The organism is Aeromonas sp. XH (assembly GCF_033348475.1).
Classification (GTDB): Bacteria; Pseudomonadota; Gammaproteobacteria; order Enterobacterales; family Aeromonadaceae; genus Aeromonas; species Aeromonas sanarellii.
This window is the reverse complement of sequence record NZ_CP137630.1, coordinates 1,139,476-1,156,999: the sequence shown is the minus strand read 5'-3', so window position 1 is coordinate 1,156,999 and position 17,524 is coordinate 1,139,476. Positions and strand designations below refer to the sequence as shown.

Genomic DNA, 17,524 nt, shown 5'->3' with positions numbered 1-17,524 from the left:
ACTGGAGGGGCTGTGCCCGGCCCCGGGGCCGGAACCAGCATCCGCACCGGCCAGCACACACCTCAGGCCAGCTCCTCGACGGGAAATAACGGTCAAAGATGTAGTTAAATTACTAGATATGATCATTGAAAAATGCATAATTCATATATCTTACAAAATCAGAAAAATGATCTCTTTTTGATTAATCTCAATGAATTAATGCCTTTCATTTCGCGAAAAACGCGATTTTATTGATGTGGATCAATTTTCGTATTATTACCATCATGGTATACATGACCCCAACGAAGTAAAGGTGTAAGGCAAGGCCCCGTTAAATCATTCCTCCCGCGAGGTGGTTTAAAAACATCAGGGTAATGTGCTTACCGTTGAATCCGCTTTCCTATGAGGAGTCATACCATGATCAAGGGCATCCAAATCACCCAGTCCGCCAACGCCGCACTGCTGAACTCTTTCTGGCTGCTGGACGAAGAGAAGCAACAGGCTCGCTGCATCTGTGCCAAGGGCGACAGCTTCGCCGCCGACCAGGAAGTAGCCCTGTCTGATCTGGGTCAGTTCGAATACCGTGAGCTGCCGGTCCAGAGCGAACCCGTGGTGGAGGGGGGTCAGCACCTGAACGTCAACGTGCTGCGCCGCGAAACCCTGGAAGACGCCATCGCCAACCCGGAGAAGTACCCGCAGCTGACCATCCGCGTCTCCGGCTACGCCGTGCGCTTCAACGCCCTGACCCCGGAGCAGCAGCGTGACGTGGTGACCCGTACCTTCACCCAGAGCCTGTAAGTCACTCTGCGTAACGAAATGATGAAAAAACGGCCCGCTCGGGCCGTTTTTTTATGGGTAACCGTCACGCTCAAGGAGCGGTTCAGCCCCGCAGATCCACCGGCTTGGCCACCACGGGTTTCGCCAGAGCCTCCTGCATCCTCTCCTCATCGAGCTGTTCGCAGTAGCGGGCCACCACCAGGGTCGCGATACCGTTGCCGATAAGGTTGGTCAGGGCGCGGGCCTCCGACATGAAGCGATCTATCCCGAGGATCAGCGCCAGCCCGGCCAGCGGCAGATGTCCCACCGCCGAGATGGTCGCCGCCAGCACGATGAAGCCGCTGCCCGTGACCCCGGCCGCCCCCTTGGAGGAGATGAGCAGCACCACCAGCAGAGTGAGCTGATGGAACAAGTCCAGCGGGGTGTTGGTCGCCTGGGCGATGAAGACGGCGGCCATGGTCAGGTAGATGGAGGTGCCGTCCAGGTTGAAGGAGTAACCGGTCGGGATCACCAGGCCCACCACCGACTTCTTGCAGCCGAGCGCCTCCATCTTCACCAGCATGCGCGGCAATACGGATTCAGATGAGGAAGTGCCGAGCACGATCAGCAGCTCTTCCCGGATGTAGGAAATAAAGCGCACTATGCTGAAGCCATTTGCCTTGGCGATGCTGCCAAGCACCAGGAAAATAAACAGCAGACAGGTCAGATAGAAGCTGGCGATCAATTGCCCGAGCTGCACCAGGGAGCCAATACCATATTTTCCTATGGTAAACGCCATGGCACCAAATGCCCCGACCGGTGCCAATTTCATGATCATGTTGATGATCCCGAAAATAACCTGGGAGAAGCCGTCGATGATATTGAAAATAGCCTTGCCTTTCTCACCGATATGATGCAGGGAAAAACCGAACAGCACCGCAAACAGCAGCACCTGGAGAATATTGCCGCTGGCAAAGGCGCCGATCACGCTGGCCGGGATCACGTCCAGCAGGAAGGCGACGATGCCCTGTGACTGGGCCTGCTCCGCATAGGCGGAGATGGCGCTGGCATCCAGCGAGGAGGGGTCCACGTTCATGCCGACCCCGGGTTGCAGCAGGTTGACCACGCACAGGCCGATGATCAGCGCCAGGGTGCTCACCACCTCGAAATAGATGAGCGCGATGGCCCCCGTCTTGCCGACTGCCTTCATGCTCTCCATGCCGGCGATCCCCGTCACCACGGTACAGAAAATAACGGGGGCAATGATCATCTTGATCAATTTCACGAAGCCATCACCGAGGGGTTTCATATCGGCGCCCAGGCTCGGATAGAAGTGCCCTAGCAATATTCCAATGGTGATGGCCAATATCACCTGAAAGTAGAGGCTGCTGACTATTTTCTTGTGCATGCTCAACGTCCTGTTAATTAATTGACACGGGCGATGGCAAAAAACGCGTGCAGGGATCCGCGGCGAGACAGTTCACTCCTCTCACCCGGTTCATGCCATTTCGCCATTCCGACGGCGGCACTTTCACACGTTATAAGAATCATTTTAGCGACATCAATCACACAACACATTTAACATCATTAACACCACGGCAACCTTGCCGTAATGACCATGAAGGGGCGCCATGTGAAGATGGAAGAAATAAAAATGCCCCGCAGAGCGGGGCATTTTTCAACCTAAGCCTGGATCAGACCGAGGTATCGAGGGGCTCGAAGCCCTTGACCAGATCGTCGATGGCCTTCATCTGCTTGAGGAAGCCTTCCAGCTTCTCCAGCGGCAGGGCGCTCGGACCGTCGCAGCGGGCGACCTTGGGATCCGGGTGGGATTCGATGAACAGGCCCGCCAGGCCCACCGCCATGCCGGCACGGGCCAGCTCGGCCACCTGCTCGCGGCGACCACCGGAGGCGGCGCCCAGGGGGTCACGGCACTGCAGGGAGTGGGTCACGTCGAAGATGACGGGGTAGCCACCCGTGCTCTTCTTCATGACGCCCAGACCCAGCATGTCCACCACCAGGTTGTCATAGCCGAAGTTGACGCCGCGTTCGCACAGGATCAGGCGATCGTTGCCGCACTCCTCGAACTTGTCGGTGATGTTCTTCATCTGGCTCGGGCTCAGGAACTGCGGCTTCTTGATGTTGATGACGTTGCCGGTGCGGGCCATGGCCTCCACCAGATCGGTCTGGCGCGCCAGGAAGGCGGGCAGCTGGATGACGTCAACCACCTCCGCCACCGGCTTGGCCTGATGGGGCTCGTGCAGGTCGGAGATCACCGGCATGCCGAAGGTGCGCTTAAGCTCCTCGAAGATCTTCATCCCCTCTTCCAGACCCGGGCCACGATAGGAGTGGATGGAGGAGCGGTTGGCCTTGTCCCAGCTCGCCTTGAACACGAACGGGATGCCCAGCTTGCTGGTCACTTCCACGTACTTCTCGCACACCGCCATCGCCATGTCGCGGGACTCCAGCACGTTCATGCCGCCGAACAGCACGAAGGGCTTGTCGTTGGCGACGTCGATCTGGTTGATCTTGATATTCTTCTGTTCCATCTCAGGCTTCCTTAGGTAAAAGGGCTCGGGGCTTGAATCCACATCCGGCCGCTGTGCCCTGGGCACGGCGACCTCGATATTCGTCCGCTTGATTTCCCAGCCACCTCAATGGAGTGGCTTGGGGCTCAGATCCAGACTGGCCAGCTGGGTTTTCAGCACGTCGGCCACGGGATCGTCGGGGCATTGTTCAATAAAGTACTCGAAATCGTCGGCGGCGAAGCGCGGGCAATCGAGCTGTTCGTAGATGAAGCCCCGATCCCGCGTCTCCAGCGGATCGCCGGGTTTCATGCGCAGCAGCAGCTCGCTGCAGCGCAGCGCCTCCGTCATCCGCTCCTCCCGCAGCAGGGCCCCCTTGCTGACGTTGAGCAACCGCTCGATGATCTCCCACTGCCCCGATGGCTGCAGGTGGTCGTCGCTCAGGCTCGCCAGGTTGCCGAGGGCGCCGCGCAGCAGCAGTTCGATGCGGTGCCTGCTCAGCTCGTCCCCATTGAAGGGGTCCACATAGACCTCCCCTTCCAGGCCGGCGAAGCTCAGCAGGAAGTGGCCGGGGAAGCAGATCCCCTCCACATCCAGCCCTATCTTGCGACCCAGCTGGATGATGAGGATGCCAAGGCTCACCGGGATCCCCTTGCGCCTTGCCAGCACCTGGTTCAGGTCGCAGTTGGCCGCCGAGAAGTAATCCTGCCAGTCGCCGCGAAACCCTAAGGTCTGGTAGAACCCCTGCAACAGCTGGCGGCGCACCTCGTCGCAGTCCCCCTCGGCAATCGCCTCGTCCAGCCAGGCGTCGAGGCGGGCCAGCTCGGCCTCCCCGCTCCCACCCTGTCCCCGGATCTCGTCGCTCACCGACAGCGCCAGCTCGGCGATGTCATGGGCTTCGAAATCGGTCCATTCGTCCACGCGTATCATCGTCGTCATCCCTAACCGAACAGGCTGGCCTGCTTTTGTACCGCCAGCTTGGCGATAAAGAAGATCCACCCCAGGGCGCCCAGGAAGGCAAACCAGCGGATGCCGTTGCTGCGGGCCAGGCGCAGCGCCATCAAGGCCAGAAACATCACCACCAGCACCGCGGCCAGCTTCTCGCTGAGCCAGGGAATGGCGTTGTTGAGGGGGTTGAGGTCCAGCACCATGCACAGCAGCACGCCGGTGAGCACCACCAGGCCGTTGAGCCAGCCGCTCACCTTGAGGGTGCGGGCGCCCCCTGCCAGGGCGGAGCCGGTCTGCAACCAGTAAAAGCGCAGGATAAACATCAGCACGGCCCCGGCTATCAGGGCGAGGTGCAGATGCTTGAGCACAACATACATAACATTTCCTTGCTCGGGGGCGGGAAGAGCCCGCCCGTCATCGTCAACGAGCCAGCCGCCCCAGGGTCACCCGCTCGTTATCACCGTAATCGCGCACGGTTTCCACCTGGTCGTAGCCTTGCTGCAACAGGAGTTGACGCACCAATGCCCCCTGCTCCCAGCCGTGCTCCAGCAGGAGCCAGCCACCGGGAACCAGGTGGGCAGGTGCGCCTGCCACGATGAGGCGGATGTCCGCCATCCCCTGCTCGTCCGCCACCAGGGCGGAGCGGGGTTCGAAGCGCACGTCCCCCTCGTCGAGATGAGGATCCGCCCCGTCGATGTAGGGCGGGTTGGAGACGATCATCGCAAAGCGCGGGGCACCCGAGAGCGGCTCGAACCAGCTGCCGTCCCGCACCGTGACGGGCAGCCCCAGGGCGGCGCTGTTGGCGCGGGCCAGGGCGGCCGCCTCCGGCATCCGGTCCACGGCCCATACATCGGCATCCGGTCGCTCGGACTTGAGCGCGAGCGCGATGGCGCCGGTCCCTGTGCCGAGATCCAGCAGGGCGCAGGGGCCAGCCGGCAGGCGCGCCAGCGCCTGCTCCACCAGCACCTCGGTATCGGGACGCGGGATCAGGGTGGCCGGGCTCACTTTCAGCGGCAGGGACCAGAACTCCCGCTCGCCGATGAGGTGGGCGATGGGTTCGCCCTGGAGGCGGCGCGCCAGCCAGCCCGCCAGGGTCGCCTGCTGGGCGGCATCGAGCTCGCGCTCCGGCCAGGTCATCAGGTAGCCGCGTCGGCAATCCAGCAGATGGCAGAGCAGGGCATCGGCGTCGGCGCGGGGGGATTCCCCGGAGGCCAGGGTCGCCATGATATGGGCACGGGCCTGCTGGATCTGCATCAGTTGCTCTCGGCCAGGGAGGCGAGCTGATCCGCCTGATACTCCTGCACCAGGGGGGTGATCACGCAGTCCAGATCCCCCTCCAGGATCTCGCCCAGGCGATAGAGGGTGAGGTTGATGCGGTGCTCGGAGAGGCGTCCCTGGGGGTAGTTGTAGGTGCGGATGCGCTCGGAGCGATCGCCGGAGCCCACCAGGTTGCGGCGGGTGCTCTGCTCGGCGGCGCGGTGGCGCTCGTCCTCGGCCGCCTGCAGCCGGGCCGAGAGCACCGACATCGCCTTGGCGCGGTTCTTGTGCTGGGAGCGCTCGTCCTGGCACTCCACCACCAGGCCGGTGGGCAGGTGGGTGATGCGGATGGCGGAGTCGGTCTTGTTGACGTGCTGGCCGCCGGCCCCGGAGGCGCGGAAGGTGTCGATCTTCAGCTCCGAGGGGTTGATCTCGATCTGCTCGGCCTCCGGCACTTCCGGCAGCACGGCGACGGTGCAGGCGGAGGTGTGCACCCGGCCCTGGGACTCGGTCTCCGGCACCCGCTGCACCCGGTGACCGCCGGATTCGAACTTGAGGCGGCCGTAGACGTGCTCGCCGTCCACCTTGGCGATCACCTCCTTGTAGCCGCCGTGCTCGCCGTCGTTGCAGCTGACGATGGAGACGCGCCAGCCCTGGCGCTCGGCGTAGCGGGAATACATGCGGAACAGATCCCCCGCGAAGATGGCCGCCTCGTCGCCACCGGCGCCGGCGCGGATCTCCAGATAGCAGTTGTTGTCATCCTTGGGATCCCGCGGCAGCAGCATCACCTGCAGCGCCTGCTCCTGCTCCTCAAAGGCCGCCTTGGCGAGCGGCAGCTCCTCCTGCGCCATCTCGCGCAGGTCGGCATCCTCCTCCTCCAGCATCAGCCGGGTGGTTTCGAGGTTCTCTTCGGCCTGACGGAAACGCTGGAAGGCGTGGACTATGTCTTCCAGCTGGGCATATTCCCGGGTCAGGGCACGGTATCTGTCCTGATCCGAGGCCACCCCGGGCTCGCCGAGCAGGGCCTGTACTTCTTCGTGGCGCTCGATGAGGCCTTCCAGCTTTCTGATCAATGACGGGTTCATGACTCTTGGATTCTCGATGGAGGACGGGACGGCCAAGGGGCCGCCCCAACACTATGATTCTTGTGACAATCCCAGCACCTGACGCAGCTGGGCCAGCTTGTGGGCATCCCCCTGGGCGGCGGCCTGGCGCAGGGCCTGGGTCGGTGCGTGGATCAACTTGTTGGTGAGGCGGTGCGCCATGGCCCTGAGGGCCTGCTCGGCATTCTCGCCCTGTTGCAGGGCCAGCAGGGCGCGCTGCAGCTCTTCATCGGCCACCTGCTGGGACTGGTGACGGTAATCGCGGATGAGATCCACCGAGTGCTGGCTGCGATACCAGCCCATGAAGTCGTCGCGCTCTTCCTGGACGATGAGCTCCGCCTCGGCGGCCGCCCGCTTGCGGGTCTCGAGGTTCTGCTCGATGATGCCCTGCAGGTCGTCCACCGTGTAGAGGTAGGCGTCGGAGAGCTCGTCCACCTCGGCCTCGATGTCCCGCGGCACGGCGATGTCCACCAGGAACATGGGCCTGAAGCGGCGGGCCTTCAGCGCCCGCTCCACCATGCCCTTGCCGAGGATGGGAAGGGGGCTGGCGGTGGAGCTGATGACGATGTCCGCCTCGTGCAGGTAGTCCGGGATCTCCTCCAGGGTCATCACCTGGGCGCCGAACTCCTCGGCCAGCAGCTGGGCCCGCTGCAGGGTGCGGTTGGCCACCATCATGCGGGTGACGTTCTGCTCGCGCAGGTGACGGGCCACCAGTTCGATGGTCTCGCCGGCCCCTATCAGCAGCACCTTGGTCTGGGAGAGATCGGAGAAGATGCGCCGGGCCAGGCTCACGGCGGCGAAGGCCACCGACACGGCGCTGGCGCCGATCTCGGTGTCGGTACGTACCCGCTTGGCCACCGAGAAGGATTTCTGGAACAACCGCTCCAGGGACCCCTTCACCGCCTCCGCCTGCTGGGCGTGGGCGTAGGACTGCTTGATCTGCCCCAGGATCTGCGGCTCCCCGAGCACCAGGGAGTCGAGGCCGCAGGCGACCCGCATCAGGTGGCGTACCGCCTCCTCGTCCCAGTGCTGGTAGATGGCGGAGACCACCTCGGCCGCATCCAGCTCGTGAAACCGCTGCAACCAGTGCAGCACCTGCTCCCCCTGCCCCTGCTCCAGGCTGCAATAGAGCTCGGTGCGATTGCAGGTGGAGACGATCACCGCCTCGCTGACACCGGGCTGCTCCACCAGCTCACGCAGGGCGCGATCGATGCGGTCCGGGCCAAAGGCGACCCGCTCCCGCAAGGCGACACTGGCGGTGTTGTGGTTGATTCCGAGGGCAAGCAGACTCATGGGTGGGTGATGATCGTTTCATGCACTGGGTGTAAAGGCCGACAATTGTACGAGAAAGGGTAAGTCTTTAAAAGCGATACGGCCGCCCCGTATACTGTGGCAAACCTTTTGTTCGGAGCTCGACCTTGTTCTTGCGTATCTTCTCCCTCGCCTGCCTGCTGGTGCTGGCGGGCTGTACCACCACCCAACCCCAGCGGGATCAGGTCAACTGGCAACAGGAGCGCGCCCGCCTCGAGCGCCTCACCCACTGGCAGCTGTCGGGCAAGATGGCCATCATCACCGCCCGCCAGAAGGGCAGCGCCCGCCTCAACTGGCATCAGAACGGCGACGACTACCGCCTCAACCTCACCAGCCTGATCGGCACCCATATCCTGGAGCTCTCTCGCAGCAAGGGGGAGATCACCCTGACCGACAACGAGGGCAAGGTGCACCAGAGCCAGGATGCCGAGGCGCTCGTCTACCAGCTCACCGGCTGGCACATTCCGGTGGCCGGGCTGCCGGAGTGGATCAAGGGGCTGCCGGGCAACGCCGAGTTCGAGCTCAATCCCGACGCCAGCCTGGCCTCGGTGCGCGACGGCCAGTGGCAGATCGTCTATGGGGACTACCGGGATCAGGACAACTACCGGCTGCCGCACCTGCTGACCATGACGGGCCAGGGCAGCCGTCTCAAGCTGCAGATCAACCAGTGGACCCTGGCGCCATGATGCACGATATCCCCCAGGCGCCTATCCGCTGGCCCGCCCCGGCCAAGCTCAACCTCTTCCTGCACGTCAACGGCCGCCGCCCGGACGGCTATCACGAGCTGCAGACCCTGTTCATCTTCCTCAGCCACGGGGACTGGCTGGAGTTCGAGGTGATCCCGGGTAGCGACCAGCTCACCCTGAGCCCCGCCATTCCCGGCGTGCCCGATGAACAGAACCTCATCATCCGCGCCGCCCGCCTGCTGCAGGGGAGGCTGCCAAGCCCGATGGGGGCCCACATCCGGCTGGAGAAGGTGCTGCCCATGGGCGGCGGCATCGGCGGGGGCTCGTCCGATGCCGCCACCACGCTCGTGGCCCTGAACCATCTCTGGCAGGCGGGCCTCGGCGAGGATGAGCTGGCGCAGCTCGGCGTGCAGCTCGGCGCCGACGTGCCGGTGTTCGTGCGCGGCCGGGCCGCGTTTGCAGAAGGAGTGGGCGAGCGACTGCAACCGGTCGAGGTGCCCGCGGCCTGGTATCTGGTGCTCAAGCCCGACTGCCATGTGGCAACGGCGGCCGTGTTCCAGGATCCGGAACTGCCTCGCGACACCCCCAAGATGACCCTGGGCAATCTGCTGGAAGGGGAGTGGAAAAACGATTGCGAATTGCTGGTGAAAAAGCGCCACCCCGAGGTTGCCAATGCGCTCGGCTGGTTGCTAGAATACGCGCCGTCAAGAATGACGGGCACTGGCGCCTGCGTCTTTGCTCAATTTGAAGACGAAATGGCTGCTCGGAAGGTGTTGGCCAAAGTGCCGGAAGGCTGGGATGGGTTTGTCGCCAAGGGCGAGAACATATCACCACTCTTCGCCACTTTGCAACAAGTCAGTGATTGGGGTATCGCCAAGCGGTAAGGCAGCGGGTTTTGATCTCGCCATTCCTAGGTTCGAATCCTAGTACCCCAGCCAAGCTGGCATGATGACGCATCAAGGGTAGACGCCCCCTGTCCACCCACCCAGCCAGGGTGATGCGACGCCATTTTCCCTGTGCTGAGACCTTGTCCGTCATCTTGCTAAATCGTTTGCCCCCAAACGATCCGGGTCTGAACTCAGACTCCCCACATACTGGATGCAACCCCGAGGTTTCAAACCGTGCCTGACATGAAGCTGTTTGCTGGTAACGCAACGCCGGAACTAGCCCAGAAGATCGCAGATCGCCTGTTTATCAAACTCGGCAATGCTGCCGTAGGTCGCTTTAGCGACGGCGAGATCAGCGTACAGATCAACGAGAATGTACGCGGTGGCGATATCTTCATCATTCAATCCACCTGTGCCCCGACCAACGACAATTTGATGGAATTGATCGTCATGGTGGATGCACTGCGTCGTGCTTCAGCTGGCCGTATCACTGCCGTTATCCCCTACTTTGGTTATGCCCGTCAGGACCGCCGCGTCCGCTCCGCCCGTGTGCCCATCACCGCCAAGGTCGTCGCCGACTTCCTCTCCAGCGTGGGTGTGGACCGTGTGCTGACCGTTGACCTGCATGCCGAGCAGATCCAGGGCTTCTTCGACGTCCCCGTCGACAACGTGTTCGGCAGCCCTGTGCTGCTGGAAGACATGAAGGCCAAGAACCTCGAATCCCCCGTGGTCGTCTCTCCGGACATCGGCGGCGTGGTCCGTGCCCGTGCCATCGCCAAGCTGCTGGACGACACCGACATCGCCATCATCGACAAGCGTCGTCCCCGCCCGAACGTCTCCCAGGTCATGCACCTGATCGGCGACGTGGCCGGTCGTGACTGCGTCATCGTCGACGACATGATCGACACCGGCGGCACCCTGTGCAAGGCGGCCGAAGCGCTGAAAGAGCGCGGTGCCAAGCGCGTGTTCGCCTATGCGACCCACCCGGTCTTCTCCGGCACCGCCGTGGAGAACATCAAGAACTCGGTCATCGACGAGCTGATCATCACCGACTCCATCCCGCTCACCCCGGAAATGAAGGCCGTCGGCAAGGTCAAGCAGCTGACCCTCTCCTCCGTGCTGGCCGAAGCCATCCGCCGTATCAGCAACGAAGAGTCCATCTCTGCCATGTTCGAGCATTGATAGATCCCGTTGTCACAAAAACCGCCGCACGGCGGTTTTTGTTTTTCTGTTTCCGCTCGATCCCGCCCTGGTGCGCCGATGAGGGCGGCCGGCACGGCAGACAAGGGCCGGGCGATGCCCGTTCTGGCCGCCATGCACGGCCGTTATCCTCCCCGCTGCCGCACTTTGGTTGAGTGTTCGCCAGCCGGCGGCTAGAATATTGCGTCCCATTGCCCAGGGCCATCCGCTCATGGCAAGTAGCGAGTGAAGACATCAAGCGTGACAAGTCAAATCAAACTGATTGTCGGGCTCGGTAATCCCGGCCCCGAATATGCCAAGACCCGCCACAACGCGGGGGCCTGGTATGTGGAGCAACTGGCCCGCTGGCACAATGTCAGCCTGCGCGAAGAGCCCAAGTTCTTCGGCCATACCGCCCGCATCCTGGTGGACGGACAGGATGTGCGGCTGCTCATCCCGAACACCTACATGAACCTCTCCGGCAAGGCGGTGGCGGCGCTGGCGCGCTTCTACCAGATAGCCCCGGAAGAGATCCTGGTGGCCCACGACGAGCTGGACCTGCCCCCCGGCATCGCCAAGTTCAAGCAGGGTGGCGGCCACGGCGGCCACAACGGCCTCAAGGACATCATCGCCAGGATGGGCAACAACAATAACTTCTTCCGCCTGCGTCTCGGGATAGGTCATCCCGGCGCCAAGGAGCTGGTGGCCGGCTTCGTGCTGACCAAGGCCCCCAGCAGCGAACAGAGCCTGATCGAGGCCGCGCTGGACGAGTCCCTGCGCGCCACCGACATCCTGTTCAAGCAGGACATGACCAAGGCCATGCATCGCCTGCACAGCTTCAAGGCCGAGAAGGTTTGAACACGGAGCCTTGGCAAGATGCCAGGCGCGAACAATATGACGAGGTCGCCCGCGTGGCCTCCCACAGCATCCATCACGTAAGGTAACTATCCATGGGTTTTAAATGCGGTATCGTGGGCCTGCCCAATGTAGGCAAATCCACCCTGTTCAATGCGCTGACCAAGGCCGGCATCGAAGCCGCCAACTTCCCGTTCTGCACCATTGAGCCGAACACGGGTGTGGTCCCCATGCCGGATCCTCGCCTCGACCAGCTGGCGGCCATCATCAACCCGCAGCGTGTCGTGCCGACCACCATGGAGTTCGTGGACATCGCCGGCCTGGTGGCCGGTGCCTCCAAGGGCGAGGGCCTGGGCAACCAGTTCCTGGCCAACATCCGCGAGACCGAGGCCATCGGTCACGTGGTGCGCTGCTTCGAGGACGAGAACATCGTCCACGTGGCGGGCAAGGTCTCCCCGGCCGACGACATCGAGGTGATCAACACCGAGCTGGCCCTCTCCGATCTGGACGCCTGCGAGCGCGCCATCAACCGCCAGTCCAAGCGTGCCAAGGGCGGTGACAAGGATGCCAAGCTGGAAGTGGAAGTGCTGGAGAAGATCAAGGTGGCCCTGGAAAACGGCCAGATGATCCGCGGCATGAAGCTGGACAAGGAGGAGCTGGACGCCGTCAGCCACCTCAACTTCCTGACCCTCAAGCCCACCATGTACATCGCCAACGTGGCGGAAGATGGCTTCGAGAACAACCCCTATCTGGATCAGGTCCGTGAGATCGCCGCCGCCGAGAACGCCGTCGTGGTCGTGGTCTGCTGCGCCATCGAGGCGGACATCGCCGAGCTGGACGACGAGGATCGCGCCGAGTTCATGGCGGATCTGGGCATCGAGGAGCCGGGCCTGAACCGGGTGATCCGCTCCGGTTACGAGCTGCTCAAGCTGCAGACCTACTTCACCGCCGGGGTGAAGGAAGTGCGCGCCTGGACCATTCCGGTCGGTGCCACCGCCCCGCAGGCCGCGGGCAAGATCCACACCGATTTCGAAAAAGGCTTTATTCGCGCCCAGACCATCGCCTTCGACGACTTTATCACCTACAAGGGTGAGCAAGGCGCCAAGGAAGCGGGCAAGATGCGCGCCGAAGGGAAAGACTACATCGTCAAAGACGGCGACATCATGAACTTCCTGTTCAACGTCTAACCCCATGAGAGGCCAGCATTTGCTGGCCTCTTTTCTATCCGGCCGGACAGGCCATCTGCTGGCAAATGTCGCAAAAAAAACCAGATTGTTGGGCTTTTGCACGACAGCGACCAATAACTCGCCAAACGCACCCAAATTCGTTTTTTCAAACAAAAAAAGGGTTGACGCCCCAGAGCCAGATACGCATAATTCCGGCCGCACAGTGACGAGGCAACGACTCACTGGAAGCACGGTTGGCTATGTAGCTCAGTTGGTTAGAGCATCGCACTCATAATGCGGGGGTCACAGGTTCGAATCCCGTCATAGCCACCATCTCAAGTTGGGGTATCGCCAAGCGGTAAGGCAGCGGGTTTTGATCTCGCCATCCCTAGGTTCGAATCCTAGTACCCCAGCCATTTTCAAGGCTCTTTGCCTGTCATATGACGGTCGAGGAGCGCTGTTGGGGCATCGCCAAGCGGTAAGGCAGCGGGTTTTGATCTCGCCATACCTAGGTTCGAATCCTAGTGCCCCAGCCATTTTTGCATGATGTTTGACAGTCTCTGTCAGGCATCGCTGTTGGGGTATCGCCAAGCGGTAAGGCAGCGGGTTTTGATCTCGCCATCCCTAGGTTCGAATCCTAGTACCCCAGCCATTTTTACTTGTCTTCGACGCGAGTTGGGCACAAGACGGCTATGTAGCTCAGTTGGTTAGAGCATCGCACTCATAATGCGGGGGTCACAGGTTCGAATCCCGTCATAGCCACCATTTTTGAAAATGTTCCTTCAATCATCCGATTGCAGGGAACACTGTTGGGGCATCGCCAAGCGGTAAGGCAGCGGGTTTTGATCTCGCCATACCTAGGTTCGAATCCTAGTGCCCCAGCCATTTTTACTTGTCTTCGACGCAAGTCGGGCACAAGACGGCTATGTAGCTCAGTTGGTTAGAGCATCGCACTCATAATGCGGGGGTCACAGGTTCGAATCCCGTCATAGCCACCATTACTCTTGCGGAAGTGGCGAAATTGGTAGACGCACCAGATTTAGGTTCTGGCGCCCTAGGCGTGAGAGTTCGAGTCTCTCCTTCCGCACCATCAAAGCCGTACCAAACAGACCAGCCCAGGCTGGTTTTTTTGTGCCCGGCGTTTGCCGCCCGTCTCCCGCAGTCCCGCGCCTGCAACGCCTCCCAGCCATTAGCGGCTGCACCTCGTGCTCTCCCCGGCACAGGGTACTCATCCTCTGCACCCTCTTGATGTCGGCCTTTCATGTCGGGGCCCAGCAGGCAACAAAAAGGCGGCCCGCAGGCCGCCTTTCTCATCGATGCCGTCAGAACGGGAAGAACCAAGGGATGGCGATGACGCTCACCACCATCACCAGCAGAGTGAAGGGCACGCCGATACGCACGAAATCCACGAACCTGTAGTTGCCTGGGCCGAGCACCAGGGTGTTGACCGGCGAGGAGACCGGCGTCATGAAGGCCGCCGACGCCGCGATGGCGATGGTCATGGCAAAGGGATAGGGGGAGACCCCCATCTGCTGGGCCGTGCCGAGCGCAATGGGCGCCATCAGCACCGCCGTCGCCGTGTTGGAGATGAAGAGCCCGATGACGGCGCACAGGGCGAACAGGCTGGCCAGCATCACGCGAGGTCCCATCTCTCCCACCACCGAGATCAGTCCCCCGACGATGAGATCCACCCCGCCGGTCTGCTGCAGCGCCAGGGCAAAGGGCAGCATGCCCACGATGAGGATCAGGGTCGGCCAGTGAATGGACTTGTAGGCGCTCTCCAGATCGATGCAACGGAACTTGCCCATCAGCAGGCAGGCGATGAGCGCCGCGATCACGTTGGGCACGGGATCCGTCACCATCAGCACTATCATGACCCCGAGCGCCACCAGGGCGTGGATGGCCTGGCTGCGGGCCGGCGCCATCTCGTCCACCTCGGCGGGCAGGCCGAGCAGCAGGAAATCGCGATGATGGGTCTGCAACTGGCGAATGAGGCTCCAGTTGCCCACCACCAGCAGGCTGTCTCCCATCAGCAGCGGCTCATCCACCAGCTTGCCGGTGAGCGCCTCGCCGGCGCGGCGGATCCCCACCACGCTCAGGCCATAGCGGGAACGAAACGCCACCTCGCGGATGCTCTTGCCGAGCAGTCGGGAGCCGGGGATGAGGGAGACCTCGGCCATGCCTACCTCCCGCGCCTGATCGGAGAAGTATTCCCCGCGCAATATCATGGGCTCGAGCCGCGCCTCGCTGCAGAATTCCCGCACGTCCACCTCGGGATCCGACATGTCGATGAGCAGAACGTCCTTGGCCTGGAACTCGGTCACCCCGGAGACGGTCACCATCACCCGCCTGAACTTGCGCCAGCGCTCCACCCCGATGACGTTGGCCCCGTAGCGGGCCCGCAGCTGCAGCTCGTCCAGGGTCTGACCGATCAGGGGGGAATCGGGCCGAAGTGCCAGTCGGCGCGCCCGCCCGGCCAGCCTATAGTCGCGGATGAGATCGCGCATGGTGCTGCGCCCGCTCTGCTTGCCCTTGCCCTCCTCCTCCTCGCGCACCAGGGAGGTGCGCATCAACAGCATGTAGAGGATCCCCATCCCTAGGATGATGACCCCCATGGGGGTGAAGCCGAAGAAGCCGAACCCCTGAATGTCGTGGCGCATCAGCTCGCTGTTCACCACCATGTTGGGGGGCGTCGCCACCAGCGTCATCATGCCGCTGATGAGGCCGGCAAAGCCGAGCGGCATCATCAGCCGGCCGGGCGGGATCCCCATGCGATTCGCCACACTCAGCACCACCGGGATGAAGATGGCCACCACCCCGGTTGAGCTCATCACGGCCCCCAGGGTCGCCACCGCCACCATCAGCAGCACCAGCATGCGGGTCTCGCTGCTGCCGGCCACCTTCACCAGGGCATCCCCCACCTGATAGGCGATGCCGGTGCGCACCAGCCCCTCCCCCACCACGAACAGGGCGGCGATCAGGATGACGTTGGGGTCGCTGAAGCCCGCCAGCGCCTGCGGCAGGGTCAGGGTGCCGCTCAGCACGAACAGGATGATGATCGACAAGGCCACCACATCCATACGCACCCTGTTGGTAATAAACAGGAAGATGGCCCCCACCAGCATGCAGAGTACCCAGATCAACTCGGAATTCACACTCGCTCCTTTCGTTCCACTCCCCGACCGCACCAAGGGGGATCCCATCAGACCACAGCCTGCTCATCCCCATGTTGTGACATATCAAAAAACTGGGGCAGGGCATCATCGCATATCAGGGTGCCATCGGGGGCCTAAAGTTGCTCCCGCCGTTTGTCCATTCTTTGAGGTGGCTCGGCCCTGCACGGACAAAAGTCCTGCCAGCGCCTCCGCGCCGCCCCTAGAATAGGCCCGGTTCACGCCCCCAATTTTCAAAGGAAACGAAAATGAGCTTATTCGAGTGGTTCAGCATCCATCACACCCTGGTGACCATCCCCCTGGGCGGTGGTTACGCCATGTCGTGGATCGAGGCCATCGGCACCCTGTTCGGGCTGGCCTGCATCTGGTGCGCCAGCCAGGAGAAGACCATCAACTACCTGTTCGGGCTCATCAACGTCAGCCTGTTCGCCATCATCTTCTTCCAGATCCAGCTCTACGGCCTGTTGCTGCTGCAGCTGTTCTTCTTCTGCGCCAACCTCTATGGCTGGTACGCCTGGACCCGCCCGGCCAACGCCCAGGGTGACACCCTGCAGATCCGCTGGCTCAGCAAGTCCAAACTCATCGCCACCGCCGCCGCGAGCGTGCTGGCCATCGCCCTGCTGACCCTCTATATCGACCCGGTATTCGCCGCCCTGGCGCGCACCTCGGTCGCCCTGCTCAACCTGTTTGGCGCCAATCTCGCCACCCCTGAGCCCTCCCCCGATGCCTTCCCCTTCTGGGATGCCAGCATGACGGTGCTCTCCGTGGTGGCCCAGATCCTGATGACCCGCAAGTACGTGGAGAACTGGATCCTATGGGTGGTCATCAACATCATCAGCATCGGTGTCTATGCCGCCCAGGGGGTCTATGCCATGTCCCTTGAGTACCTGATCCTGCTGTTCATCGCCGCCAACGGTACTCGCCTCTGGATGGTCAGCGCCAAACGTCCGCAACAGGAAGCGATCGCATGAGCCTGCTGCCCCACCTGCAATGCCACCCGGATCAGATAGCCGCGCGGGTGGTGCTGTGTGGCGACCCGGCCCGGGTCGAGCGCATCGCCAGCCAGCTAGAGGAGTGCGAGAGTCTCGGCCAGCACCGGGAGTTTCGCCTCATCAACGGCCGCTACCGGGGGATGCCCGTCACTGTGTGCAGCACCGGCATCGGCGGCGCCTCCGCCGTCATCGCGCTGGAGGAGCTGGTGCAGGCGGGCGCCCGTGCCCTCATCCGGGTCGGCTCCGCCGGCGCCCTGCAAGGCCATATCGGGCTCGGGGATCTTATCGTGGTGGAGGGGGCGGTGCGCAGCGAAGGCGCCTCGCAAGCCTACCTGCCCCCCGAGTACCCCGCCTGCGCCGACATCCGCCTGCAGGCCGCCCTGCTCGCTCATCTCGGCGCCAGCGACCAGCCTCACTGGCACGGGCTGGTGCGTTCCCACGACAGCTTCTATCGGGATGACGAGCAGGACGTCTGTCGCTACTGGCACCAGCGCGGGGTACTCGGGGCAGACATGGAGACCGCCTCCCTGCTCGCCGTGGGGCGCCTGCGCAAGGTGCGGGTGGCCGCCGTGCTCTGCAACGTGGTGGCCTTCGAGCAGGACGTGCAAGCGGGGGTGAGCGACTACGCCGCCAGCGAAGCCGCCATGATGACCGGCGAGCGGCTGGCCATCGCCGCCGCCCTCCACGCCCTGACGCAATAGCCGGGT

Annotated in this window: 16 protein-coding genes and 9 tRNA genes; 17 read left to right on the top strand and 8 right to left on the bottom strand. The window is 62.6% G+C overall.

What is annotated here, in order from left to right; all coding sequences use genetic code 11:
- Positions 1-396 precede the first annotated feature (396 nt).
- Positions 397-777: an autonomous glycyl radical cofactor GrcA gene (gene grcA / locus R2B70_RS05525; protein ID WP_216989790.1), complete on the top strand. Its 381-nt coding sequence runs from the start codon at positions 397-399 to the stop codon at positions 775-777.
- Between the two features lie 82 nt (positions 778-859).
- On the opposite strand, the gene R2B70_RS05520 is transcribed toward grcA, so the two are convergent.
- The 7 genes from R2B70_RS05520 to hemA all read right to left on the bottom strand — a co-directional run bounded on the left by R2B70_RS05520 (position 860) and on the right by hemA (position 7,861).
- Positions 860-2,143 (bottom strand): dicarboxylate/amino acid:cation symporter, encoded by a 1,284-nt coding sequence (locus tag R2B70_RS05520; RefSeq protein WP_318162829.1) that lies wholly within the window; start codon positions 2,141-2,143, stop codon positions 860-862.
- 286 nt (positions 2,144-2,429) lie between these two features.
- Positions 2,430-3,284: a 3-deoxy-8-phosphooctulonate synthase gene (gene kdsA, locus R2B70_RS05515; RefSeq protein ID WP_209793434.1), complete on the bottom strand. Its 855-nt coding sequence runs from the start codon at positions 3,282-3,284 to the stop codon at positions 2,430-2,432.
- Positions 3,285-3,389: 105 nt separating this feature from the next.
- On the bottom strand, positions 3,390-4,190 hold the full coding sequence (locus tag R2B70_RS05510; RefSeq protein WP_010673852.1) for a SirB1 family protein: 801 nt from the start codon (positions 4,188-4,190) through the stop codon (positions 3,390-3,392).
- 11 nt (positions 4,191-4,201) lie between these two features.
- Positions 4,202-4,585: a SirB2 family protein gene (locus R2B70_RS05505; protein WP_318162828.1), complete on the bottom strand. Its 384-nt coding sequence runs from the start codon at positions 4,583-4,585 to the stop codon at positions 4,202-4,204.
- Between the two features lie 43 nt (positions 4,586-4,628).
- A complete protein-coding gene (gene prmC, locus R2B70_RS05500) occupies positions 4,629-5,462 on the bottom strand; it encodes a peptide chain release factor N(5)-glutamine methyltransferase (protein WP_318162827.1) in 834 nt (277 codons plus the stop codon).
- Entirely contained in the window at positions 5,462-6,550 is a 1,089-nt protein-coding gene (gene prfA, locus R2B70_RS05495; protein ID WP_318162826.1) for a peptide chain release factor 1, read from the bottom strand. The genes prmC and prfA overlap by 1 nt, the downstream gene beginning before the upstream one ends.
- Positions 6,551-6,601: 51 nt before the next feature.
- The gene (gene hemA / locus R2B70_RS05490) at positions 6,602-7,861 is read right to left on the bottom strand and encodes a glutamyl-tRNA reductase (RefSeq protein WP_042078066.1); all 1,260 of its coding nucleotides are present in this window, start codon (positions 7,859-7,861) and stop codon (positions 6,602-6,604) included.
- 125 nt (positions 7,862-7,986) lie between these two features.
- Between hemA and lolB the strand changes: the two genes are divergently transcribed.
- The 14 genes from lolB to R2B70_RS05420 all read left to right on the top strand — a co-directional run bounded on the left by lolB (position 7,987) and on the right by R2B70_RS05420 (position 13,742).
- Complete coding sequence (lolB, locus tag R2B70_RS05485) at positions 7,987-8,565, top strand: lipoprotein insertase outer membrane protein LolB (RefSeq protein WP_318162825.1); 579 nt, start codon at positions 7,987-7,989, stop codon at positions 8,563-8,565.
- Entirely contained in the window at positions 8,562-9,449 is an 888-nt protein-coding gene (gene ispE, locus R2B70_RS05480; RefSeq protein ID WP_257520006.1) for a 4-(cytidine 5'-diphospho)-2-C-methyl-D-erythritol kinase, read from the top strand. The genes lolB and ispE overlap by 4 nt, the downstream gene beginning before the upstream one ends.
- Positions 9,429-9,503: transfer RNA gene (locus R2B70_RS05475), tRNA-Gln, on the top strand. Before ispE ends, R2B70_RS05475 begins: the two co-directional genes overlap by 21 nt.
- Before the next feature lie 183 nt (positions 9,504-9,686).
- Positions 9,687-10,634, top strand: coding sequence for a ribose-phosphate pyrophosphokinase (locus tag R2B70_RS05470; RefSeq protein WP_010673845.1), 948 nt, complete (start codon positions 9,687-9,689; stop codon positions 10,632-10,634).
- Positions 10,635-10,892: 258 nt separating this feature from the next.
- Positions 10,893-11,489 carry an aminoacyl-tRNA hydrolase gene (gene pth, locus R2B70_RS05465; protein WP_113977790.1) on the top strand — a complete coding sequence of 199 codons (597 nt, stop codon included), beginning with the start codon at positions 10,893-10,895 and terminating at the stop codon, positions 11,487-11,489.
- A gap of 92 nt (positions 11,490-11,581) precedes the next feature.
- Positions 11,582-12,673, top strand: a complete 1,092-nt coding sequence (gene ychF, locus R2B70_RS05460; protein WP_042078059.1) for a redox-regulated ATPase YchF — start codon at positions 11,582-11,584, stop codon at positions 12,671-12,673.
- 235 nt (positions 12,674-12,908) lie between these two features.
- Positions 12,909-12,985, top strand: a tRNA-Met gene (locus tag R2B70_RS05455).
- Between the two features lie 8 nt (positions 12,986-12,993).
- A tRNA-Gln gene (locus tag R2B70_RS05450) sits at positions 12,994-13,068 on the top strand.
- A 45-nt stretch (positions 13,069-13,113) separates the two neighbouring features.
- Positions 13,114-13,188, top strand: a tRNA-Gln gene (locus tag R2B70_RS05445).
- 41 nt (positions 13,189-13,229) lie between these two features.
- A tRNA-Gln gene (locus tag R2B70_RS05440) sits at positions 13,230-13,304 on the top strand.
- 36 nt (positions 13,305-13,340) lie between these two features.
- A tRNA-Met gene (locus R2B70_RS05435) sits at positions 13,341-13,417 on the top strand.
- Between the two features lie 45 nt (positions 13,418-13,462).
- Positions 13,463-13,537 (top strand) — tRNA-Gln (locus tag R2B70_RS05430).
- Between the two features lie 36 nt (positions 13,538-13,573).
- Positions 13,574-13,650, top strand: a tRNA-Met gene (locus R2B70_RS05425).
- Between the two features lie 8 nt (positions 13,651-13,658).
- Positions 13,659-13,742: transfer RNA gene (locus R2B70_RS05420), tRNA-Leu, on the top strand.
- Between the two features lie 232 nt (positions 13,743-13,974).
- Here R2B70_RS05420 and R2B70_RS05415 read toward each other — a convergent pair.
- Positions 13,975-15,807: an SLC13 family permease gene (locus R2B70_RS05415; RefSeq protein ID WP_318162824.1), complete on the bottom strand. Its 1,833-nt coding sequence runs from the start codon at positions 15,805-15,807 to the stop codon at positions 13,975-13,977.
- 266 nt (positions 15,808-16,073) lie between these two features.
- Here R2B70_RS05415 and pnuC point away from each other — a divergent pair, with 266 nt between their 5' ends.
- Entirely contained in the window at positions 16,074-16,796 is a 723-nt protein-coding gene (gene pnuC / locus R2B70_RS05410; protein WP_318162823.1) for a nicotinamide riboside transporter PnuC, read from the top strand.
- Complete coding sequence (locus tag R2B70_RS05405; RefSeq protein ID WP_318162822.1) at positions 16,793-17,518, top strand: nucleoside phosphorylase; 726 nt, start codon at positions 16,793-16,795, stop codon at positions 17,516-17,518. Before pnuC ends, R2B70_RS05405 begins: the two co-directional genes overlap by 4 nt.
- Positions 17,519-17,524 lie beyond the last annotated feature (6 nt).